The sequence below is a fragment of the Bacillus sp. MHSD_36 genome (genome assembly GCF_030757775.1).
Classification (GTDB): domain Bacteria; phylum Bacillota; class Bacilli; order Bacillales; family Bacillaceae_G; genus Bacillus_A.
Genome location: NZ_JAVBIS010000001.1, coordinates 769,629 through 792,580, shown reverse-complemented (window position 1 = coordinate 792,580; position 22,952 = coordinate 769,629). Strand labels below are relative to the sequence as shown.

Below are 22,952 nucleotides of genomic sequence, written 5' to 3'. Positions count from 1 at the left end.
CTTTTATATTCCTCCCTCTATGTACATTCTCGTTGTTAATTATCTATTCAAAAACATATCTAATTCTTTTGCTAACGACTGTAATGCTTTCTTTCTTAATACATATTTCCCGTCACATATATCTACTAACTTCGCTGCACGTAACAATTTCAAATGGTGGTGTACTGTCGATTTACCGAGTTGCAGTCTTTCTGTAATTTCCTGCAACGTTCGTTCTTGTTCGAACAACATTTTTACAATGCGTAACCTCGCTTCATCCCCAAGTGCCTTATGTTTTTGAACTAAAAAATAGTTCGGTTCATATGGATCTTCAGGATGGATACTTTCGTTTGCAACTGGATAATGAAATACTTTCGTATCTTCAACATCCGCCTCAATATTCCACGGTCTGTACGTTATTTGCGGGATAAGAAGCACGTGATGAACACTTGGTTCTGGCATATAATGAACGCCACCTGTAGCCCACTCGACAAACTCTTCTGGTTTCATCTTTTTATTCATTTCACTCTTTGCTTCATAATCTCGTTTTAATATAGAAAGTATTTCTTCTTCCTCTTTCTGAATAACGCTCTCATACCAACCTGTCATAACAGCAATTAAATGGGCTTTCAGCACTTGTACATCAACATCGCATATAAAACGAATATAAGTAGAGAAAAACTGATGATCTTGTGTCAGCGCCTCTAGTTCATGTATTGCAGTTACGTCTCCACTTGCTGCTAAATGTCTTTTCTTTTCATACTTCTCGCCTAAAAACGGTAAGCATATATATTTCAAATCTACTTCTGAAAGCGAATGGATTTTAGCATGAAACTGTGATAAGTTCTGAAATTCCCCTTTATACAACAACTGAAGTAACGCTTTCCACGTATTATGTTCTTCTACAAACTGTAAGTGCTCTCTCATTTCTTCTGTTAATGATTCTTTCATTTCTTCCCATTCATTTTGACTTTTTTCAAGAGTATCGATTAACCTTTTATGAGTAATTGCCGCAATGCCAAGTGCGCATTCGAAAAGTATCGAATACTTCACTTGAACATGATAAGTTTCCCTCTTTCTACTCGTTATGTGATAAACCTCCATTTTTTATCCCCTCCTTGTTTGCTATATATTGAATTCTATTTTTATCGAATTTACCCTTCTATTTTTTTAGAATTTATAAAATATGAGTTGAAATACATTCATTCTAAATTAAGAAGAATAGGAGCTTTTTTATATACAAATAATAACTTTCAAGGAGTTGTTGACATGTATTTTATATTAAATATGTTAGGAATTTTCATTGTCATATTAATCGTTTTCCTCTGTTCGCCTAATAAAAAACAAATAAAATGGAGACCAATCGTTATTCTAATCATATTAGAGCTCTTTATTACGTGGTTTATGTTAGGCACAAAGCTAGGCAGTATTATCATTAATAAAATTGCGTCATTTTTCAGTTGGCTACTTTCATGTGCGAATGAAGGGATTCGGTTTGCGTTTCCTTCTGCTATGGAAAATCAAACAATTGATTTCTTCTTTAGCGCATTACTTCCTATCATTTTCGTTATCACCTTCTTTGATATTCTTTCTTACTTTGGAATCTTAACTTGGATTATTGACAAAGTAGGTGCAGTTATTTCAAAGATTTCTCGTTTACCAAAGTTAGAAAGCTTTTTTTCGATTCAAATGATGTTTTTAGGAAATACTGAAGCACTTGCGGTTGTTCGTGATCAATTATCTGTTTTAAAAGAAAATCGCTTATTAACTTTTGGAATTATGAGTATGAGTAGTGTCAGTGGATCCATTCTTGGCGCATATTTATCAATGGTTCCAGCTACATATATTTTCAGCGCAATCCCTTTAAACTGTATTAATGCATTAATTTTAGCCAATGTATTAAATCCTGTGGAAGTTTCGAAAGAAGAAGATGTTGTTTACACACCTTCCAAACATGAAAAAAAGGATTTCTTTTCTACTATTTCAAACAGCATGTTAGTCGGGATGAATATGGTTATCGTTATTTTAGCTATGGTAATTGGTTATGTAGCTTTAACTGCATGTTTAAATGGGATTTTAGGATTTTTTGTAACGGGGTTAACAATTCAAAAAATCTTCTCCATTATCTTTAGTCCTTTCGCTTTTTTACTCGGTTTATCGGGCAGTGATGCTATGTATGTAGCTGAATTAATGGGGATCAAAATAACGACGAATGAATTTGTTGCAATGATGGATTTAAAATCAAACTTAAAGTCTTTACAACCGCATACGGTTGCGGTTGCCACAACATTTCTAGCTTCTTTTGCTAACTTTAGTACAGTAGGTATGATTTATGGAACTTACAATTCATTATTTGGCGGCGAAAAATCATCAGTCATCGGGAAAAATGTTTGGAAGCTTCTTGTGAGCGGAATGGCTGTTTCCTTATTAAGCGCTATGCTTGTTGGGCTTTTTGTATGGTAAATAATTTTTAAAATAAAAGACACCCAAGCAAATGGAGTGTCTTTTATTTTTATTTTCGAATTTGTCCATTTCCACGAATGACGTATTTTGTAGAAGTTAATGCAGGAAGCCCCATTGGTCCCCTTACGTGTAGCTTTTGTGTACTGATGCCAATCTCAGCTCCGAATCCGAATTCAGATCCATCAGTAAAACGAGTTGATGCATTATGATACAGCGCAGCAGCATCAACAGATACGAAAAATTTGCTGACGTTTTCCTCGTTTTCTGAAATAATCGCTTCAGAATGCATAGATCCATACATATTTATGTGATGAATCGCTTCTTCTATAGAAGAAACTAATTTAACTGCTAGCGTGAGAGATAAAAATTCTGTCCCCCAGTCTTCTTCTGAAGCAAGTACAATTGATGAATCAATTGCCAATGCTTTTTGATCACCACGTAGCTCCACGCCTCTTTCCTTCAAAGAAGAAAACAACTCGCTACCATATTGCTCTGCCCACTTCTCATGAAGTACAATCGTTTCAATTGCATTACATACAGATGGACGCTGCGTTTTTGCATTTATAATAATATCAAATGCCATTTGTTTATCCGCTGTTTCATCAATGAAAACATGACAATTTCCCGCACCTGTTTCAAGTACTCGGACAGACGCTTCCCTCACAACAGTATCGATTAATTGCTTGCCACCTCTTGGAATAAGAACGTCTAGATAATCATTCATTGTAAACAACTGCTTTGCGCTATCTCGCGTTGTATCTTCTATAAGCTGTACACTTTCTTGAGGTAAGCTTGTTTGTTTGAGCGCTCTGTGAATAACGGCAACGATGGCTTTATTAGAATGAATAGCAGAAGAACTACCACGTAATATGACTGCGTTTCCTGTCTTCAAACAAATTGTAGCAGCATCCACTGTTACATTCGGTCTTGCCTCGTAAATCATCCCAACAACACCAAGTGGTACGCGCATTTCCTGAATAGATAGTCCATTTGGCCTTTCCCATGCACTTACACATTCTCCTACAGGATCACGTAATTCAATTAGCTGCTTAATCCCTTCTGTCATATCAACAATACGCTGTTCATTCAGCATAAGGCGATCAAGGAGAGAATCAGAAAACCCTTTTGCCTTACCTTCTTCAATATCCCTCTTATTTTCTTCTAAAATATAAGCTGTTTCTAATATTAACTGATCAGCTATTACAGAAAGTGCTTCGTTTTTTTGCTCTGTAGATTTAAGCACAAGCTCTCTAGCGATCTCTTTCGCCTTCTTTCCCTTTGCTAACACTTCATTCATTTTGATTTCCTCCTTTTTGATCCCTCTTCTTAAAGTGAAACCCAATGATCTCTATGGATGACTTCATAACTATGCCTTTCGCCTCTTGCCTGAATATGTTGGCTTTGCATACCTTTTATTTCTCTTAATTCCTCTGCACTATATGTGCATTGTCCTTTTCCGATTACGCTCCCTTGTTGCGTCATTACTTCTACGACATCGCCAACTTTGAAATATCCTGACACATTCGTAACGCCAGCAGGAAGAAGACTTTTACCATGCTGAATAATAGCTGTAGCTGCTCCAGCGTCTACTTCAATTTGCCCGCTAACAAGTGAATGCAACGCGATCCATTGCTTATTCATCTTCATTTCTTTTTGAGGGGCATTTCCGACATACGTACCATCACCTTTGCCCTTCAAAACATCTACAAATTTCTCTTGTCCACGTCCTGTTCCGATAAATACACTCACCCCAAGAGAAAGTGCTGTCTTCGCAGCATCAATTTTTGATTTCATACCGCCAGTCCCAAGTTTTGAACCAGCATCTCCAGCAAGAGAAGCGATTTCTTCCGTAACTTCAGGAAGGAAATAATATTTTTTCGCATCCGCATTTATCTGAGGATTTTTGTCATATAGACCGTTCACATCTGTAAAAATCATGAGCATATCCGCTGAAACAAGTCCGCTTACTAAAGCTGACAGCATATCATTATCACCGAACGTTAGCTCCTCTAAAGAGATGGAATCATTTTCATTAATGATTGGAAGAGCAGAACGGTTTAGCAACTCCCCTAAAGTAGCGTAAGCGTTACTATATTGTTCTTTTCTAGAAAAGTCACTTCTCGTCAGCAATAATTGCGCAGGTACAATATCATATTTACGGAATTCCTCCGTGTATGCCTGCATTAACAAGCTTTGTCCGACAGCCGCAGCGGCCTGTTTTCCTTTAATTGTCACAGGTCTACTAGGATACCCTAGAGCTGAAAAACCTGCAGCGACGGCCCCAGATGTAATTAACAACACTTCATGCCCTTCCTCTTTCAATCGAGCCAATGCGGCAACGTGATCTGAAAGTTGTTCTTTAGAAATGCCTCCGTGACTATCTGCCAAGGAACTGCTCCCAATCTTTACAACAATTCGTTGTTTTTTCACTTTTGTATCCCCCAAGTCTAAAATCAAAGTTTTTTATACATTACATTTTTTTCATACAGCTTGCAGCGATTTCCATTCTTATCAGTGCTACACCTAGCCTATTTAAGAGCAAAATAAAAATGACCGCTTCGCCCTTAATAAAATAAAAAGGACGAAACGGTCATTGTTCCGCGGTACCACCTTAATTGATATACATAGATATCCACTTGGCGCCTATAACGCAGGCGAACGCCTAAACTTTCATTTAAGACTCAGGGATAGGTTCGATATATTCTATACGAGGAATCTTTCAGCCGGTGAATTCCACTCTCTTTCGCAAGAAGACATATGTACTATTTCCCTTCAACGATTTTCGGTTTAATTTTTTTATATTATGCGATATAGTTCGATTTGGTGTCAAGAGGTATTTTTAAAAATAAATAGAGTGGCAAGGCACTTGTATGAAAATATTATCCTACTGAATGAAAATACAAATCGATATAACCTTAACTCCTATACATAAATATAAAACCTTACATGATAGTGTATATATTTACAAAATGTCGAATATAATTCATTTTTATCTTTTACTATTGCAAAAAGGGATATATTCTCTTAGAATGTTTCTTTATATTGCATGGAGATGTTATTATTATTTTAAAATAATAATTTCGAGATAATATAATTTATTATAAAAGGAGTAAGATTGAGTTATTATGGATAAACAAATTGGATTCATCGGATGCGGAAATATGGGAATGGCTATCATTGGCGGTATGCTAAACAAAAAGGTAGTGTCTGCAAATCATGTTATTTGTTCGGATTTAAACACTACGAATTTAAAACAGGCAAATGAAAAGTATGGAATAACTACAACTACCGACAACAATGAGGTAGCTAAAAATGCTGATATTTTAATTTTATCAATTAAACCAGACCTATACGCAGCGGTCATTAACGAAATCAAAGAAGTAATCAAAAACGATGTTATCATCGTAACAATCGCTGCTGGAAAAAACATCAAAAGTACAGAGGAATCTTTTGATAAGAAATTAAAAGTTGTACGTGTAATGCCTAATACACCTGCTCTTGTTGGAGAAGGAATGTCTGCATTATGCCCTAATGAAATGGTGACAGAAAAAGATTTAGAAGATGTGCTAAACATTTTCAATAGCTTTGGTCAAGCAGAGATCGTAAGTGAAAAATTAATGGATGTTGTTACATCAGTAAGTGGTTCTTCACCAGCATACGTATATATGATTATAGAGGCAATGGCAGATGCAGCTGTATTAGATGGTATGCCTAGAAATCAAGCATATAAATTCGCTGCTCAAGCTGTGTTAGGCTCTGCCAAAATGGTACTAGAAACAGGAATACATCCAGGTGAATTGAAAGATATGGTTTGTTCTCCAGGTGGAACAACGATAGAGGCTGTAGCAACATTAGAGGAAAAAGGCTTACGAACAGCCATTATTTCAGCTATGCAACGTTGTACACAAAAGTCTGTTGAACTGTCTGGTCAAACGAAAAAAGAAAACTAATAAAAGATCACGTTAGCTATGAATTTAATTAAAAAATAGTGGATTACATACTCTCCCACTTTCGTAAAATAATAAACGGACAAACTCATAAACACTTGAGTTTGTCCGTTCTTTTGGTTATACTGAGATAATTTTATTTATATCTTCTTTTGGAATTCTAGTTTTAATTCTTCTTTATTCCCTACTACGCTTGTGTAATTTTATTAGAAACTAATAATTTTTCAATGCATTTCGGCAACATATCTAATAGCGTTTCAAATGCGTAATTTATATCTAGACGTTCTGTCCATTGATGGGCATCTTTTCCTACCGGCCCCATATTTAATACTGGAACGTCAAACTCTTCTAGTTCCTGAAGCGGGATCGAGTAACCTTTATCCCATAATGGCATATTGTCTACAAGTGAACTCATTGAATCTAGTGGATTCTGTAAGCCCACATAGCTCAAATCTGAAATTCCTCCAAAATAATTTTGGTTTTCAAATGTAATGTTATGATTGTAATGTGCATACTTTTCCATTTCTGTAACTACTTCTTTAATTAACGGATTGTTGCGTGAACTTACAGCTGGATAATATGGTGGAGCAAAGAAAAGTACAATCATCGGCGCCTTTTCTTTACATAAAATAGCTAGTTTATCTACTAAATCAATTGTTACCGCACGATCATCTTTCTCTTCTCTATTTTTTATTATACTAGATTGAATATCATTTATTTTCTCTTGCCCATGTTGTTCAATTGCATAAGCGATAAGCTCTTCGTACGTTAATACATTCACTTTCATATTAGGCGGTATAAACGGATTATATTTAGAAAAACGATATGCTTGCTTTTCATATTTCTCTTCTATTTTCTCTGCTACTTTCGTTACCTTTTGACGTAACAATGAAACGACATCTGTCATTGATTTTTCTAATAAAAACAAATTAAATAATGTGACGGCACGATGCGGAATTTGAACAGAATAATCCTCCTTTAAGTCCCGTTGAAGTAAATTAGTTGGCGGAGGACTCGCTTCCCCTTCTACAATATCACAAAGGTCTGTATTCAACTCTAATTCTGCTGTTATTAATGAAGCCATATAACTCCCATTTAAGCCTGCAAAAGGTTCACCTACATGTGTTTCTTTACCATAGCAAAGAAAACCAGGTAATACTTTACCAATAGAACCAGTGTAAATATACTTATTTTGGTCACCAGGATGCCTTGAAAACATAGGCTCTGAATTTAGGACTGTTTTATAGTTTAAATCGTGTTCTTTTGCTAACTCTAGTAATCTTGGAACAGCAGCCCTCATCCCCACCGAGTTTACCTCTTCATCTGGAACGGCTAATAAAAGAACATTTCCATCAAATCTTCCTTCACAGGCCTCCTCAATCATTGCCATTTGTAACGTGAGGCCGCATTTCATGTCCATTGTTCCTCTACCAAATAGCCAATCTCCTTGTTCTATATCTTCACGTACATGGTCTGGTAGTTCATCTTTATGAGAATAAAACATAGACGTTAACTTTTTAGGGTTGAATGCATTCTCTTTCCATACTCCGTAATCTTGTACATCTACAACATCAAAGTGACTAACTAAAATTACGGTATTTTTTGTACGATCGCTTTTCTTTACGAGCGCTGTAACAAAATATCGTCCGTCCCCCGTCGGATTTTTTTGCAAATGATGCGGGTTGTCTTTGAAGTACTGTAAATCAGATAATTGTTCCACAACAAAGTCTGGCAATATTACTTCAGCTTCTGTACCTGTAATACTAGGAATTTCAACAAGACTGCTTAATAATTGAATTAATTGTTCTTTTGATTGCCACTTTGACATATAAATCCCCCTATTTTTCCGCATTATGAAAATGAATTCCAGTATATGAATAAAAAATGACGACAGTTATCAAAATTATAGTTCTGATGTACTGCCGATTTTTATTGATATTTCATGAGCTGCTTGTTTTACCTTACCAATAAGAAAAGATAGTCGATCTTCATCAATGAGATGACTAATTAACCCAACACTTAATGCTCCTACTACTTTATGATTAAATCCAATAATCGGTGCAGCGACTGAAGCCGTCCCTTCTGTTTTTTCTCCATAACTGACAGCATATCCTTCATTTCTTATATCCTTTATTTGCTCTAAAAGAATGTGCTTTTGTTCTGGTAAAGCAGAAAGTAACTGCTCAACAATATATTCCATTTCATTCTGTTTCATATTGGCAAGCATCGTTTTATTTGCGGCACCAATTGAAAGTGGAATTTGTTCCCCTAAGTTATCAATAACTCGAATTTTTAAAGGGCTATCAATTCTTTCAATAATAATAGAATGTGTTCCATTTGGAATGTTCAAATAAACACTTTCTTCCACTTCATAGGCCAATCGCTTCATTACTTCTCTTGCGACTGATCTGTAGTCTACCTTCTCCAATTGTCGTAATCCTATTTCCATCCACATTGGTCCAATTTTGTACTGTTTCGTCTCTGAAATTTGCGTAACTAGCCCATGCTCGATTAGAGAGTTAAGTAGTCTATGTACTGTACTAACTGGGAGATGTGTTCTGTCCGCTATATCAGAAATGGCCCAATACTCTTTTTCATTAGTAGAATTTAATAACTTTATAATACTTATTGCTCGATCAATGGACTGTACCATAACTCACCTCTACTTGACTTGTAATATGTTAGTACGCTCAATTACCTATCAATTTAACAAAAATTCGAAATGAAATCAATCCGTTTATTCAATTTTCTAAAAATAAAATATACTGTGAACAATAATTTGAAAGCGTAAACAAAAAAATATTGACTTTTCTTTTTAATTATCTGAAAATTATAACAAGATTTCACATCACGGAATACATTCCATAATACGGAAAAACATCAAACTTTATTCTATCAACTACGAAAGTGAGGAAAACAATGGCGCAAGTAAATAATACAAATAATGAATTAAAACGTACGATGAAAAGTAGACACTTATTTATGATTGCACTCGGTGGTGTGATTGGAACGGGGTTATTTAACGGATCTGGCTTTATTATAAGTCAAGCTGGACCTGGTGGATCCGTACTTGCCTTTATGGCTGGTGGATTATTAATGTATTTCGTTATGCTATGTCTTGGTGAACTCGCTGTAGCCATGCCTGTTTCGGGTTCTTTCCAGGAATATGCCACTAAGTTTATCAATCCTGCAACTGGCTTTACAATCGGATGGTTGTATTGGTTAAGCTGGGCGAATACGACCGGCCTTGAATTTACAACTGCCGGCATTACAATGCAGCGCTGGTTTCCTGATATTCCTGTGTGGGTTTGGTGTTTAATATTTGGCGTTACAATCTTCACGATTAACGCATTATCTGCTCGTAGTTATGCAGAAACAGAATTTTGGTTTTCAAGTATAAAAGTATCTGCCATTATCGCTTTTATTATCCTTGGCGGCGCCGCTATGTTCGGTTTTATTGATTTAAAAGGCGATGAACCAGCCCCATTATTATCAAATTTCGTAAATCATGGCGGTTTATTCCCAAATGGACTTGCAGCTATTCTATTAACAATGGTTACAGTCAATTATTCCTTCCAAGGTACAGAACTTGTCGGAATCGCAGCAGGTGAAAGTGAAAATCCAGCAAAAACTTTACCTCGTTCTATTAGAAATATTATATGGCGCACAATGTTTTTCTTCGTCTTAGCAATCTTTGTTCTCGTTGCTTTAATTCCTTGGGAAGAAGCAGGATTAACAAAAAGCCCGTTCGTTGCTGTATTTGATAATATCGGTATTCCATATGCAGCGGATATTATGAACTTTGTTATCCTTACTGCTGTTCTTTCTGTTGCAAACTCTGGACTGTACGCCGCAACTCGCATGCTTTGGTCATTATCAAAAAATGAAATGGCTCCAGCCTTTTTAAAGAAATTGTCATCACGCGGAATACCTTTAAACGCTTTAATTATGACGATTGCTATTTCTGCTTTTTCTCTTTTGACGAGCGTTGTAGCTGCTGAAACAGTTTACTTATGGTTAATTTCTATTTCTGGAGTTATTACAATCATTGTTTGGATGTCAATTTGTGTCTCTCAATTCTTTTTCCGTAAACATTATTTAGCAGACGGTGGAAGATTAGAAGACTTAAAATTTAAAACTCCACTTTATCCACTTGTACCAATTCTTGGTTTTGGATTGTATGGCATTATATTAATCAGTCTCATCTTTATCCCTGAACAACGACTTGGAATCTATTGTACTGTGCCATTTATTATCTTTTGTTACACGTATTATCACTTTAAAGTTAAGAAAAGAATTTCTACTAATGCTCCTAGTGAAACTAAAATTAGCGAGACTTTGTAATACTATACTTATATATAAAAGACCGCGCATAGCTTTCACTTCATGTGCGGTCTTTTATCATTCTAATTCGCTTTAAAATTATATAATGGCTTAATAATATGCTTCATATCTATTGTTTCTTTCGTATTTTCAATAATTTCATCTATTGGCTTGTAAACCATTGGCGCCTCATCAATTGTGCTTTCTACTACTGATGTAGTCCACACCTCTGTCATCGTATTTTTAAATTCCTCTAGAGTCAATGATTCTTTAGCCTTCTTACGACTCATAATACGTCCTGCCCCGTGCGGACCAGAAAAGTTCCAATCTGGATTACCTTTACCCAATGCAATAATTGAACCATCTCTCATGTTAATTGGAATAATGACTCGTTCATCTTTCTGAGCTGAAATAGCACCTTTTCGTAAAATCATATTTTCCATGTCAATATAGTTATGTATTGTAGTAAATTGATCCGTAATTTTCCAGTCCATTTTCGTAACAATTTCATCAATCATTGCTTTACGATTTAACGCCGCATACTTTTGGGCAATATTCATGTCATTCATATAATCCTTGAATCCTTGCCCTTCTAAATAAGCTAGTTCTTTACGAATCTTTGGCTTCTGAATTCTACGTAAAGTTTCTTGTATTTCTTTTGCTCGCCCCTCTTCAGTTAACCTCTTAATAATCTCATCTTTCATTGATGTAACATCAATGAGTTGTTCATATGCGAAGTTTTGGTAATACTCTGCAATTTGCTTACCTAAATTACGCGAACCACTATGAATGACAATATATACATTACCTTTATCGTCCTCATTCAATTCGACAAAATGATTTCCTCCCCCAAGTGTACCAATACTTTTTTGAGCGCGTTGTAATGTAAATTGAGCTCTCACACCATCAAAATCAATCATTTTTGAGAATCGATGTTCTTTATCTCGTATACGAAAACCACTTGGAACGAATTTACGAATTGTTTCGTCTAAGCAATCGAAATTAATTTCTTCTTTTTTCTTATCAATTACAACAACTTCCATACCACACCCAATATCTACTCCTACAAGATTAGGAACAATTTTATCTTGTATTGTCATTGTTGTCCCAATCGTACAACCTGCTCCTGCATGTGTATCTGGCATAATACGAATTTGACTATCCTTTACGAATTCTTGATTACAAAGATCAATAATCTGCCCTGTCGCAGTCTCATCAACGTTATTCGTAAATACTTTCGCTTCATTGTATTTTCCTTGTAATTTCAACATCTTTCATTTCCCCTTTCTTTTGAAAGAATTATTTTATTGCGTTGTTTCTGTTCTTATCATTACTCTCATTCACCTTCTGCTTTCCATTATATATGTATGATCTACTTCACAATAATAAAGTGAAACTTTAATCAGTGGGGGTTTTATTCATCCCCCACTGATTATCAGCCCTCACCAATCGGACGTTTACGGACAGCCCGACTCCCACCTAACTTCTTTGCTCCAACTGAATTTTGAGGTGGGAGTTTTACTGTCCGTTAACGCGGGATAAAAAATTATGATGATCCATCTTATTTACATAATATAATTATAGTCTCTTTATATTTGTACCTATACATGAGCTTTCCTCCTCCTCAATATTGTTTTTATATTATTAAAACAAAAACTCCCCTTACATCGATAATGATTAAGGGGAATTTTATAGCCGATGAAATTATAGTTCCGATTTCACCCGAACAGAAACATTGTTTTTAATTATTTTTTTGAATTCTTTAAAGCTCACAAAATTGTTACTTTTCTCATCCCAAAGACGGAAACGGAGTGATCGTAAGCTTGTAGCAAGAGTAATCGTTGGTACATTTTTTAACGGAAGCGTATTATTGTGCGCCTCTTCTAGTTTATAGTTAGGTACTCTTGGGCTTAAATGGTGAACATGATGGAATCCAATGTTACCAGTTAGGAATTGCAAGATTTTTGGAAGTTTATAAAATGAACTTCCTTCTACAGCTGCTTTCACATATTCCCAATCTTTATCCTCTTCAAAGTAAGAATCCTCGAATGTGTGCTGTACGTAAAACAGCCAAATCCCTACTGAACCTGCTATTAAGAATATCGTACCGTGTACTAGCAGGAACGATTGCCATCCAATTGCCCAGCAAAGTATAGCGACTAAAGCAACAATTATAATATTCGTCAAATAAGTATTCATACGTTCTTTCTGTCTAGCACCTTTTCGGTTAAATCTATTTTTAAGCAAGAAAACATAAATCGGACCTAATCCAAACATAACGAATGGATTGCGATATAAGCGATATGCTAAACGAAGCCTAAATGGCGCAGCTACATATTCATCCACAGTAAGCGTCCAAATATCTCCTGTACCTCGCTTATCCAAATTACCACTTGTAGCGTGATGAATAGAATGTTCATGCCCCCATTGATCAAACGGGAATAACGTTAACACACCCATACATGTCCCTACTATTCTATTGGCAGGTCGACTTTTAAAGAATGAATAATGGGTACAATCATGAAAAATTATGAAAATTCTTGTCATAAAACCAGCAGCTAACAGAGATGGAACTAATGCTAACAAATAAGAAACAGACAAACTTTTATAAGCAAGGTACCATAAAATAATAAATGGCACGACTGTGTTAATAAGTTGCCACACACTTTTTTTAATCGTTGATTTTTCATATGGAGCAACTTGTTTTTTTAAATTTTTAGTATTTTCTAATGTCATTGTTCTAATTCCTTTCCTTTTTGTTGCTAATTCACATTATAGCATACTATTAGTATCAGGTGTTAAAAGTAGATGTAATAAATATTATATATTATAAAAATCTCTTTTTTCTTACTCATTACTTACAAATTACTTACGTCTAAAATAGCTTATATAATCGGGAAAATAGAGGATTTCATTTATGAAAGAAGCTTGTATTTTTTCCAATAAATATATATATAAACAGAGAACTTTTTCACTTTTTTACATCTTTTATCCCTTTAATTGGTAAATACTTTTTCAATTTGTATTTCTGTAGCAATTTCTTTCTCACAAGAAGAAAAGAGCTGCCACAAGTCCGGTTTCACCGACGTATGACAGCTCTTCTTCATTTCATTTTAGCGATGAATCCAAACTGCACCTGCAGACTTATCATCAGCTTGACCTACTACTTCAAACTTCAATCCAAGTTTCGGCAACTTACGTCCGGCATCTGGAATAACGCTGTTGATGTATTGCTTAGAATCATCAAATTTTGCAACGCCTGGTAATCCTTTATAATCAAAGATACCGCGGGTTGGCGAATCTACTCTCCATGCCGGCGTTTGATCAAACGAGAATGCCGCATCGGCAATTTGATAACGCGTACTGCTCTTCACAGTTGGTTGACCGTTTAATGTTCCTACTATTGCCTCTGGGTGAGAATCTACTACACCAAGGAATCCTTCGCCTGGATGAACGCCTACCCAGTTATCTGTAAAGCTTTGATCCGCATACCATACAACCATTCCTGTATTAAATACTGGACCACGTGCATGTTGTAACGCAGTGTCAGATCCAGCGTAATTTCTCCACTCAATATAGTAGTTATTTTTTTTCTGTTCAAATCCATTAGACACAGTAAATCCTTTTAGCGTCATTGCTGGCTGGCCTTCTGCATCATCAGCGAATACAACTTTTCCATCTACAGTTAATGCTGCATTATCTAACGCAAATCCTTTATAAGCTACTGCAATATCTGTTACATATTCAAATTGCAGTTTTACTTTCTTTCCTTTGAATTGACTTAAATCGTATGATTTATCAACCCACTTACCATCCGTTGTATCTACGCCGCCTTTTACATCTTTTTCTCCCATTCGATCAATACGCGTCTTCGTTCCATCTTCTGTAATCGCATTTACGTCAAGGAAATCATACTTCGCTTCTAGTTCATAAAATGCCTTATAATCAAACTTAGCGTCTTTTGCATTCGTTAAGTCAAATACTGGTGTCTCAAGTGTTGTATGAATATCATTTCCTTTTGTGCTGTAATAAAACTTCTTACCAAATGCCGATTCGATATTTTTTATATCTTTGTCTGGTAAGTTAACACGAATGATTCCTGGTCGATTTGATTTTGTAACACTTTGATCTAAATATGTTGCAGTACCAATTCCCGTGCGAAGTTTATCATAATCTACCTCAACGATATTCGCCCAGTTCCCCTGCATATTCTTTTGGAAAAATTCTTTATTTTGTGGTGAGAAACTTGTTGGCTCTGTTCCTGCAATTTTTCCAGCCCAGCTACCACCGCTCATAATAGACCATGATTCAACAGGTTCACCTTGTCCAGAGTACTTTGTGTCATATTCATCTGGTAAACCTAAATCATGACCATACTCATGCGCAAACACACCAACTGCTCCGTCTTCAGGCTCGATTGTATAATCATATGCAGCCATCTTTCCGCCCCAGTTTGATACATTAGATTTTGTACCATCAATCGCATAAGGCTTCGATCCTAGTTTTGAACGATGAGACCAAATCGCATCATCTTTTAATTTACCGCCGCCAGCTTCTTGCCCTACGCCAGCATGTACTACCATTAAGTGGTCAATAATTCCATCTGGTTCATTTTTATTTCCATCACCATCTTGATCGTACTGATCAAATTGGTCATAATCTGCTAAATTAATACCTTTTGCTACCGCTGCTTTTAATGCTTCTTTTACAAGATCACGTGGCCCTAAAGGACCTTTATTATCATGACCAGTTCCCGCATCCGCACCATAATCTGATGCTTTTCCTGGAACAGTAAGCCATTCTGTCACAGTTCCATCAACTGTGTAGCTTCCACCAGATTGTTCTTCATAATACTGTTTAAATGTATTAATCTTCGAACCATCAAATAACGTAAATGGCTCATCACCAAATAACATGTTTTGATAATGTTCACGATTAAAGTCCTTAGAATACATGTAACCCGGCTCTTGATCAATATTATTATGCTTAAAATCGCTAAATTCTACGAGTAAAACAAGTACTTTATCTTTTCGGACAGCTCCATTATACTCAGCTTGCTTCGCTGGTGTAGTAGGTACTTTCCCAGTTAATTTTCTAGCATTCAATCCTGCATCTTGTCCAGCAACTGGTCCTACTTCGGGTTGCTGCGCCCGTTCATTCTCCTTCATTTTTGCATCTTTTACTTTTTTCATAAAATCTGAAGCTTCTTGCGTAAGGTTATCTCCTGTCAAGATTTCTTTTCCAGGGTTTTCCCCTTTCTTTTTCTCAACATATTTTTCGACAGCTTTTGATGTTTCAGCTTGTGATGCAGATTGATCAATTACTCCCCGTTGTTTCAGCGCTTCTGCCAAACGCTCCTCAGGTATTAAATGCTCATCAATTGGTAGAGATGGTGGCGTATCAGCATACGCTGCATGACTTCCAAAAGCAAACGTACTACTTAGCACTGCCGCTGTTGTTAATACCGTTAAAGGCTTTAATTTCTTTTTCAATGTATTTCCTCCCCAGTGTCTGCAAATTATCGTTTTTTGCCGATAGCAACATAATATTCGTTATAATACGAATATTCAATCTTTTTAAAAGACTAAAATGTTGAGAAATATTTTTTGGAGTTTGAAAAAGATAAAATAGGTACAATTATAGGAAAACTATTCTAAAAGTTGTGATTCTATTTCCTCTTTTCTCCAATAGGAATCTCATCTACACAAAAAAAGCCAATTCCTAAGAACTAGCTAAGGAATTGGTTTTTTTAAAGAGAGTACTTTATAAATAAACGTACGGCTTCTTCTGGTACATAGAACTTGCCGTTGCTTTCTACAACAACACTTCCTAATTCATAATCTTTATTCTGAATACGCATTATATTTTTGTTAACAAATAATTGAGCTGTTACATTCTTACGTTTTACTATGAGTACCGCGTTTGCTACATCAGTATTATCTATTATTACTGTTGCACCTTTTCGTTTAAAGGCTGATTCACTCTCTAAGAATAATTTGTTTGTTACTTCTTCTAAGTTAAAGCCCATTGCTTTCGCCATCGTCTTCGCAATGTCCGTGTTTTGGATCAAACCGTATGGCTTTTTAGGACCGTAAGAATATAAAAACACATCCTCACCTGTATGACCGCCTGTTGTAAAGCCTATGTTCGCACGGTTAGCCAATAATGTAGTAAGTATTGGACCTACATCTGATTTCTTTTTTGCTTCTTTTACTCTTTCTTTTTCATCATAAGTTAAATTGGCCAACCCGTATAATTTAGCTACATCTTCTACATTTGATAAATCAGATTTCAGTTTATTTGTAGCCCCTTCAAGCGTCATTTTCGCTTTTTTTAATGGATCAATGTATGCAGAGACCGGCGTAGTATTATAACCTTTTGTCGTATTCCTATTCCCGATAGAAATACCGCTATTACCATGGTCAGCTACGGCTATTAACATCGTATTACCATCTTTTTTTGCAAATTTTAATGCTTCTGCAACTGCGTTATCAAATGCCAATACATCGCTAATCATCCCAATTGGATCATTCACATGCGCTGCCCAGTCTGGCTTACTTCCTTCCACAAATAAAAAGAAGCCATCTTTATCTTTTGATAACGTTTGAATCGCTTTTTCCGTCATTTGAGAAAGTGTTGGTTGCTTTGGATTTGTTGCTTCACGATCCATATCAAACGCAAGAGCATTATGTGAAAAAGAGCCCCAAATTTTCTTAGATTTAGAGTTCAATAATGCATCTTTTGTTTCAACAAAGTCATATCCTTTCTCTTGAATCACCTTTACTAAATCTTCACTATCTTTTCTTTTTATAGATAGCAGTGCCGCTTTTCCCCCGCCTAATACGACATCTATATTTTGATACACTTGTTGCTCTGCAATTACGTCAAAATGCTTACGGTTTACATGATGAGCGGAGAATCCAGCAGGAGTCGCATGCTGAATTTCAGCTGTAGCAACAATCCCAGTAGCGAGACCAGTACGCTTGGCACCTTCTAAAACATTGGCAACTGGCCGTAACTTGTCCACTTCTTTTATTGGTTTTAAGCCAGGTGAACTTACAATAGAAGGTAATATACCTACATATCCTGAATTCGATTTATTCCCCGTCGCTAAAGCTGTAGCTGCTGGTGCTGAGTCTGTTATAGCTGATTCCGCTGAATATGTACGAACTCCTCCTGTTACCATTTCATCTAATGCAAGTGGTTTCCCTTTATATAAGCGAGCTAATGTAGTTGCTGAAGAACTCGTTCCGTCCATAACCATTATGATTACATTTTTCGGCTTCCGTTCTACTTTTTTCACTTCCGCTTCCACCGAATAATAATTCATCATGCTTTCAGTACATAACATACTTAGTGTGATTGTTCCTATTAACATTAACTTCTTCATCAGTAAACCTAAATTCGACATTGTTGTTCCTCCGTATGTTTTACATTCATTTATATATGTTTTATTAGTCCCCAATTTTCATGAAGCTAACAATCATTACCTTCCCTTTCTTTTATTAGTAAAGCAACGAACGCTACATATCATAGCTTTTTATGTTCAAATAACTAGAGACTACACCTATTTTATAAAAACGTCTTATCATTCTCTTCCCTAAAATTTATTTTTCAATAAAAATCCTATTAAAATAAATAAGAATTTATTGTTAAACGATAAATTTCGTGTTAAATTAAAAAGATAATTTAAAAATGAGGTGCTTTATATGAAACAAGGATCGACACTCTTTTTAAAAACAGTTATTATACTTATCGGTATTCCCGTTCTTGCTTTGTGTATATTTTTAATTCCTAATATCGGGAACTATGCGGCGGAATTGTACCCGAATATTGCATTTATAAAATATCTTATTTTAATCAATCTATATGCAACGGTGATACCTTTTTATTTTGCTCTATATCAAGCCTTTAAACTTGTAAGCTATATTGACAAGGGCAACGCCTTCTCGAAATTATCTGTTAGAGCTTTAAAAAAGATAAAACAATGTGCTGTTACAATTAGTGTATTGTATGTATTAGGTATGCCACTCTTCTATCTTGTAGCAGAGAGAGATGATGCACCAGGTATTATTATAATAGGCATGCTCCTAATCTTTGCTTCAATGGTGATCGCAGTCTTTGCTGCCGTTCTCCAAAGACTTTTAAAAGATGCGATAGATATAAAATCAGAAAATGATTTAACGGTCTGAGGTGAATAACATGGCAATAATCATTAATATTGATGTAATGTTAGCGAAAAGAAAAATGAGTGTAACAGAGCTTTCGGAGAAGGTTGGAATTACAATGGCTAACCTTTCTATATTAAAAAATGGAAAAGCAAAAGCGATTAGAATTACAACTTTAAATGCTATTTGTAAAGCATTAGAATGCCAACCAGGGGATATTTTAGAATATCAAACCGAAGATACCGAATAAAAAGAGTCCTTCTCGTATGAAGGACTCTTTTTATTCGGCATTATGGCGCAAAACTAACTCGACCAGTCAAAACTAAAATAATCGCGATGATCCAAAATATAAAGAATGATAAGGACAGTATGAATGAAAGAATAGCAATCCCCTTCTTCTCTGTTTTTTTCGCCATTGTAATGACAGAAAGTATGATACCTGTAACTGTCAGGGCAACTGTAACATAATCTCCCACTATATTACCTGCATTCGCTATCCTTGTCGGTGTAATAAATACGAACAGAAAACATAAAATGCCGATGAGTAAAGAGATATAGCTTATTATACTGTACTTCTTTTTAGGAACTATTTCAGCTTTCATACTAACCTCCCCCTTCTATACAGCTATAAGTTCATAGTAGCATAAATAACCATAATTTAGTTAAAACAAAAAAAGAGATACAGCGGTAACTTCCACTGTATCTCTTTTTTATTTAATAAATAAACCTGCGATTTCTTCTTTGTCATTATAAGTAATGATAAAAGCACGTTGTTCTTTACTGTACTTCGCTACAAGAATAACCGTATATAAACCATCTTTTTCTTCAATCGATTGTTTTTCAATTTTTTCGAACGTACCAGCTTTCTCAATTACAGGTGTAAGATCTTTCATTTTTTCTTCTGGTAACCCAGCTTTCATTTTACTATCAAATTTTTCATGCACTTCTTTATATTTTGCCTCATTTAATAATGATACAATTTCTTCCGCCTTCGGAATATAATTTTTTGACGTACTTTCATCTACTTTATTACCGGTACATGCTACGAGTACGAATGCTGCGATAGCACTTATCATAATAAGTAACATTCTTCTCATTTTAATACACCCTTTCTTTTTAAAATGAAACTATAACTAAAAACGAGTAAAGCACAAATTGCTATTGAAACTTCTGACATAATGATCCCACTTTTCCCTGGGACATGAAGTGATATAATGCCCGCTAATGCATTTGCAGCCCCATGGATGAGAATTGCATATACAACATAACGAAATTTATTTTGGACGACAGCTTGCAGTACAATGAAGGAAAGCCCGACATGTAATACCATCGCAAAAACACGCTCAATACCACCGAAATAGTAACTGTCACCATTCTGAATGACTGTTTGTGACAATAATAGGGATATTACCGGGATACCAACTATCAACACTGCCTCAATACCACCATGCCCTGCTCCAAATAAAAAACCAGACTGCCAATCTCGTTGCTTCATAAAATAACGCATTGCGATAAAACGAGCTATCTCTTCAAAAATTCCAGCTGATATACTAAGCAAAACTGCAAATAGTATGGGCTGCATAACAGAAAACATTTGAAAATCTGTGCTAGTTCCATTTAAATAATTCAATATTGGTATGCGAATCAATATTTGCGATACAACAAAAGCCAATACACCTAACATATATGGAATATAGCGTTTCTTCCAAAAAGCATATAAAAGTGCAATAAGCGGTAAACCAAAGCTAATCATTGTTGTAAAAATAAGACCATTCATCTCGCTTCACCTCTTACTTGAAGTGTATAAAAACGAGTGAAGAAAGTATGTAGTTATTTCCTATTCGGTTTCATTTTCATCATAGATGGTCATTTCATCTCTTTTAATATAAATGTTTGTGTGAAATAAGGACTTACATAAGTTGTTTCTAACGTCGCATTATTTGTTTTATTCATGATACGTTTTAATGAGAATAGCCCATATCCTCTAGCCCCTTCTTTACTTGAATGGTTTTTCTCATAAATTTTTTGCAAATCAATCTCTTCACTCTTTGAACTATTACGCACGATAAAATATTGTCGTGAATCCATTTCAAAGAATGCAATTTGCAATATCTTTTCCTCACTATGTACTGCTTCTTCAATTGCATTGTCTACTAAAACTGAAATGATGCGAATAAATGAAATAATCGTCATTGAAACACTTTCAATGTTTTCTGGTATATCAAGCATTACTTTTATTTGTTGCTGCTGGGCAGTGCTAACTTTCGCTCTTAATACGCTTCTTACTTCAGGAATTTGTATGCGAGATAATTTTGCGATATCAAGTTCATGATCATTTATTGTTTTTAATGTGGGAGCAATAACATCGTAGTACACTTGCTCAATTTCTTTCACATTTTTTGTACGTATTCCCTCTTCTAACGATAGTAATACATTCATATAATCATGACGGAAACTAGCAAGCTCATCATGCATATCCTCTAATTTCTCCACATAATTTACTAACTCTTTATCTAAACGTTTTTCATGCTCTTCTCGTAACTTTTCTTTCGATAAATGTGAGCTTATTAGTACAATGATTAGTAATAATAAAAAAATAATAATCGCTGAATTATAACTTACTTCACTGTATTGTTGATTTATTTTTGCTAAAAACTCAGTTGACGGCTGAGTTAAAATTAGTTCAATAATAAACCCGACAATTAATAATATGTAAGTTATATAATATAACGGACTACCTACTATATATTGAGCAATTTTTTGAATTCTTTTACGCGCTAATAGAATACCGATAAAAGTAAGTGTCGATACGATAAGATGAATAATGCTACCTGTCCATAAATATAAATTGAATGGCATTAACATAAAGATTTTCATTCCTAAATCGAGAAGCAACATTTTCACTAATGATATAATCACCATACTCACCAGTGCAAAATATAAATTATGCTTAAATTTCAATTCATTTTGCATTAATCCTAAACTTATTAAAAATAACACAATCGTACTATTCAACTCTGGATATCTCGTTACCGTTACGACAATAGCAAGTAAAATAATAAATACCGCACTTAAAGCTATTAACATTTTATATGACAATCTATTGTACCGGATTAATTGTATGTATAAAAACGTATGACACATACTAGTAAGCAGTATTGCAAATAAATCATAAATATACATTACATCTCACCCTTTAATATGTTACGTACTTTACTCACTAAACGCCTTGATACCGGAATACGTTTCCCGCTTTTTAAAATTAACATTTTTTGCTTCGCATCGTAAGAAGACATTTGCTTCGTATTCACGATATATGACTGATGACAACGAAATAAACGTTCATCTATTATTTCAATTTCCTTTAAAGTTCCATAAAAATAAACGATTCGATCTAACGTCACTAATGCTAACCGATGCGGTTCATCGGTCATAACATATTCAACTTCATGAAAAGGAACCCGTACAGTCGCATTACTGTTTTCAACAAGAAAGTCATCAGACGGAATACTATGCTTATTTCTTGCTTCATATTGAAGTAAACATTGTTCAAAAACTTTATATCTCTCCTCGTATGGCAACCCTTTATCAATGAAAGTTAAAGCTGCTACCATGTATTGATACGAAATAGGTGCAAATTCAGAATGCGTCGTTACAAACACAATAATTCCTTGCGTATCATACTTTCGTATTTCTTGCGCCACTTGTAAACCTTTTCGTTCTTCCCTTTTAATCTCTATATCTAAAAAATAGATTGGGACATACTTCGCCTTAGGAATGTTAGTAATAATGTTTTCACTTTTACTAGTTACCTCAATAAAATCAAAAGGCAACCTATATTCCTCACAAATCTCTTCAACTAACCGCTTCATTTGCTGTGCTTGTATGACATCGTCTTCTAAAATGAAAATACTCATGTGATCACTCGCTTTATTAAAATCTTTTCATCTATAGATTTATCTATAACTATATAATTCAAATTGTTGTAATGATCTCCTTCCCAATACTTAAAAAATATTTTGCTAAAACATAGAAAAACCTCAACTTTCAAGCAAAAAGCTGAGGTTTTGTT

At 35.1% G+C, this 22,952-nt stretch carries 19 protein-coding genes and 1 other annotated feature; of the genes, 5 read left to right on the top strand and 14 right to left on the bottom strand.

What is annotated here, in order from left to right:
* Nucleotides 1-39: 39 nt before the first annotated feature.
* The gene (locus tag Q9B79_RS04075; protein ID WP_306182725.1) at nt 40-1,083 is read right to left on the bottom strand and encodes an ArsR/SmtB family transcription factor; all 1,044 of its coding nucleotides are present in this window, start codon (nt 1,081-1,083) and stop codon (nt 40-42) included.
* A gap of 165 nt (nt 1,084-1,248) precedes the next feature.
* Between Q9B79_RS04075 and Q9B79_RS04070 the strand changes: the two genes are divergently transcribed.
* The gene (locus tag Q9B79_RS04070; protein WP_306182724.1) at nt 1,249-2,442 is read left to right on the top strand and encodes a NupC/NupG family nucleoside CNT transporter; all 1,194 of its coding nucleotides are present in this window, start codon (nt 1,249-1,251) and stop codon (nt 2,440-2,442) included.
* 49 nt (nt 2,443-2,491) lie between these two features.
* Here Q9B79_RS04070 and proA read toward each other — a convergent pair whose 3' ends face one another.
* Both proA and proB read right to left on the bottom strand, forming a co-directional pair.
* Nucleotides 2,492-3,739, bottom strand: a complete 1,248-nt coding sequence (gene proA, locus Q9B79_RS04065; protein WP_306182723.1) for a gamma-glutamyl phosphate reductase — start codon at nt 3,737-3,739, stop codon at nt 2,492-2,494.
* Nucleotides 3,740-3,768: 29 nt separating this feature from the next.
* Nucleotides 3,769-4,872, bottom strand: coding sequence for a glutamate 5-kinase (proB, locus tag Q9B79_RS04060; RefSeq protein ID WP_306182722.1), 1,104 nt, complete (start codon nt 4,870-4,872; stop codon nt 3,769-3,771).
* 144 nt (nt 4,873-5,016) lie between these two features.
* Nucleotides 5,017-5,227: a binding site (T-box leader), on the bottom strand.
* A gap of 340 nt (nt 5,228-5,567) precedes the next feature.
* Here proB and proC point away from each other — a divergent pair.
* Nucleotides 5,568-6,392, top strand: a complete 825-nt coding sequence (gene proC / locus Q9B79_RS04055; protein WP_306182721.1) for a pyrroline-5-carboxylate reductase — start codon at nt 5,568-5,570, stop codon at nt 6,390-6,392.
* Nucleotides 6,393-6,576: 184 nt separating this feature from the next.
* Here the strand turns inward: proC and Q9B79_RS04050 are convergent, their stop codons facing one another.
* Both Q9B79_RS04050 and Q9B79_RS04045 read right to left on the bottom strand, forming a co-directional pair.
* The gene (locus Q9B79_RS04050; protein WP_306182720.1) at nt 6,577-8,217 is read right to left on the bottom strand and encodes a M20/M25/M40 family metallo-hydrolase; all 1,641 of its coding nucleotides are present in this window, start codon (nt 8,215-8,217) and stop codon (nt 6,577-6,579) included.
* 75 nt (nt 8,218-8,292) lie between these two features.
* Nucleotides 8,293-9,042, bottom strand: a complete 750-nt coding sequence (locus Q9B79_RS04045) for an IclR family transcriptional regulator (protein WP_306182719.1) — start codon at nt 9,040-9,042, stop codon at nt 8,293-8,295.
* Nucleotides 9,043-9,308: 266 nt separating this feature from the next.
* On the opposite strand from Q9B79_RS04045, the gene Q9B79_RS04040 reads away from it, so the two are divergent.
* Nucleotides 9,309-10,733: an amino acid permease gene (locus Q9B79_RS04040; RefSeq protein ID WP_306182718.1), complete on the top strand. Its 1,425-nt coding sequence runs from the start codon at nt 9,309-9,311 to the stop codon at nt 10,731-10,733.
* 62 nt (nt 10,734-10,795) lie between these two features.
* On the opposite strand, the gene Q9B79_RS04035 is transcribed toward Q9B79_RS04040, so the two are convergent.
* The 4 genes from Q9B79_RS04035 to Q9B79_RS04020 form a co-directional block, all read right to left on the bottom strand.
* Entirely contained in the window at nt 10,796-11,983 is a 1,188-nt protein-coding gene (locus tag Q9B79_RS04035; protein ID WP_306182717.1) for an RtcB family protein, read from the bottom strand.
* Nucleotides 11,984-12,416: 433 nt separating this feature from the next.
* On the bottom strand, nt 12,417-13,448 hold the full coding sequence (desA, locus tag Q9B79_RS04030; protein WP_306182716.1) for a Delta(5) desaturase DesA: 1,032 nt from the start codon (nt 13,446-13,448) through the stop codon (nt 12,417-12,419).
* 377 nt (nt 13,449-13,825) lie between these two features.
* Complete coding sequence (locus tag Q9B79_RS04025) at nt 13,826-16,204, bottom strand: immune inhibitor A domain-containing protein (protein ID WP_306182715.1); 2,379 nt, start codon at nt 16,202-16,204, stop codon at nt 13,826-13,828.
* Between the two features lie 257 nt (nt 16,205-16,461).
* Nucleotides 16,462-18,123, bottom strand: coding sequence for an alkaline phosphatase (locus Q9B79_RS04020; RefSeq protein ID WP_306182714.1), 1,662 nt, complete (start codon nt 18,121-18,123; stop codon nt 16,462-16,464).
* 298 nt (nt 18,124-18,421) lie between these two features.
* Here Q9B79_RS04020 and Q9B79_RS04015 point away from each other — a divergent pair, with 298 nt between their 5' ends.
* Together Q9B79_RS04015 and Q9B79_RS04010 are read left to right on the top strand one after the other, a co-directional pair.
* Nucleotides 18,422-18,904 (top strand): DUF2975 domain-containing protein, encoded by a 483-nt coding sequence (locus tag Q9B79_RS04015; protein WP_306182713.1) that lies wholly within the window; start codon nt 18,422-18,424, stop codon nt 18,902-18,904.
* A gap of 10 nt (nt 18,905-18,914) precedes the next feature.
* Nucleotides 18,915-19,130, top strand: a complete 216-nt coding sequence (locus Q9B79_RS04010; RefSeq protein WP_306182712.1) for a helix-turn-helix domain-containing protein — start codon at nt 18,915-18,917, stop codon at nt 19,128-19,130.
* A 40-nt stretch (nt 19,131-19,170) separates the two neighbouring features.
* On the opposite strand, the gene Q9B79_RS04005 is transcribed toward Q9B79_RS04010, so the two are convergent.
* From Q9B79_RS04005 to Q9B79_RS03985, 5 genes are all read right to left on the bottom strand, one after another.
* Complete coding sequence (locus Q9B79_RS04005) at nt 19,171-19,482, bottom strand: hypothetical protein (RefSeq protein WP_306182711.1); 312 nt, start codon at nt 19,480-19,482, stop codon at nt 19,171-19,173.
* Nucleotides 19,483-19,590: 108 nt separating this feature from the next.
* Nucleotides 19,591-19,977 (bottom strand): DUF3887 domain-containing protein, encoded by a 387-nt coding sequence (locus tag Q9B79_RS04000; RefSeq protein WP_306182710.1) that lies wholly within the window; start codon nt 19,975-19,977, stop codon nt 19,591-19,593.
* Nucleotides 19,974-20,657: a YhfC family glutamic-type intramembrane protease gene (locus tag Q9B79_RS03995; protein WP_306182709.1), complete on the bottom strand. Its 684-nt coding sequence runs from the start codon at nt 20,655-20,657 to the stop codon at nt 19,974-19,976. The genes Q9B79_RS04000 and Q9B79_RS03995 overlap by 4 nt, the downstream gene beginning before the upstream one ends.
* 89 nt (nt 20,658-20,746) lie before the next feature.
* Nucleotides 20,747-22,063, bottom strand: a complete 1,317-nt coding sequence (locus tag Q9B79_RS03990; RefSeq protein WP_306182708.1) for a GHKL domain-containing protein — start codon at nt 22,061-22,063, stop codon at nt 20,747-20,749.
* Nucleotides 22,063-22,797, bottom strand: a complete 735-nt coding sequence (locus tag Q9B79_RS03985) for a LytR/AlgR family response regulator transcription factor (RefSeq protein ID WP_306182707.1) — start codon at nt 22,795-22,797, stop codon at nt 22,063-22,065. Before Q9B79_RS03985 ends, Q9B79_RS03990 begins: the two co-directional genes overlap by 1 nt.
* Nucleotides 22,798-22,952: the final 155 nt, after the last annotated feature.

Coding starts and splice junctions, on each gene's coding strand:
- proA (WP_306182723.1), bottom strand. CDS start 3,739: ATGAATGAAGTGTTAGCAAAGGGAAAGAAGGCGAAAGAGATCGCTAGA.
- Q9B79_RS04040 (WP_306182718.1), top strand. CDS start 9,309: ATGGCGCAAGTAAATAATACAAATAATGAATTAAAACGTACGATGAAA.
- Q9B79_RS04075 (WP_306182725.1), bottom strand. CDS start 1,083: ATGGAGGTTTATCACATAACGAGTAGAAAGAGGGAAACTTATCATGTT.
- Q9B79_RS04000 (WP_306182710.1), bottom strand. CDS start 19,977: ATGAGAAGAATGTTACTTATTATGATAAGTGCTATCGCAGCATTCGTA.
- Q9B79_RS04050 (WP_306182720.1), bottom strand. CDS start 8,217: ATGTCAAAGTGGCAATCAAAAGAACAATTAATTCAATTATTAAGCAGT.
- Q9B79_RS04035 (WP_306182717.1), bottom strand. CDS start 11,983: ATGTTGAAATTACAAGGAAAATACAATGAAGCGAAAGTATTTACGAAT.
- proC (WP_306182721.1), top strand. CDS start 5,568: ATGGATAAACAAATTGGATTCATCGGATGCGGAAATATGGGAATGGCT.
- Q9B79_RS03990 (WP_306182708.1), bottom strand. CDS start 22,063: ATGTATATTTATGATTTATTTGCAATACTGCTTACTAGTATGTGTCAT.
- Q9B79_RS04015 (WP_306182713.1), top strand. CDS start 18,422: ATGAAACAAGGATCGACACTCTTTTTAAAAACAGTTATTATACTTATC.
- desA (WP_306182716.1), bottom strand. CDS start 13,448: ATGACATTAGAAAATACTAAAAATTTAAAAAAACAAGTTGCTCCATAT.
- Q9B79_RS03985 (WP_306182707.1), bottom strand. CDS start 22,797: ATGAGTATTTTCATTTTAGAAGACGATGTCATACAAGCACAGCAAATG.
- Q9B79_RS04010 (WP_306182712.1), top strand. CDS start 18,915: ATGGCAATAATCATTAATATTGATGTAATGTTAGCGAAAAGAAAAATG.
- Q9B79_RS04070 (WP_306182724.1), top strand. CDS start 1,249: ATGTATTTTATATTAAATATGTTAGGAATTTTCATTGTCATATTAATC.
- Q9B79_RS03995 (WP_306182709.1), bottom strand. CDS start 20,657: ATGAATGGTCTTATTTTTACAACAATGATTAGCTTTGGTTTACCGCTT.
- Q9B79_RS04005 (WP_306182711.1), bottom strand. CDS start 19,482: ATGAAAGCTGAAATAGTTCCTAAAAAGAAGTACAGTATAATAAGCTAT.
- Q9B79_RS04045 (WP_306182719.1), bottom strand. CDS start 9,042: ATGGTACAGTCCATTGATCGAGCAATAAGTATTATAAAGTTATTAAAT.
- Q9B79_RS04020 (WP_306182714.1), bottom strand. CDS start 18,123: ATGTCGAATTTAGGTTTACTGATGAAGAAGTTAATGTTAATAGGAACA.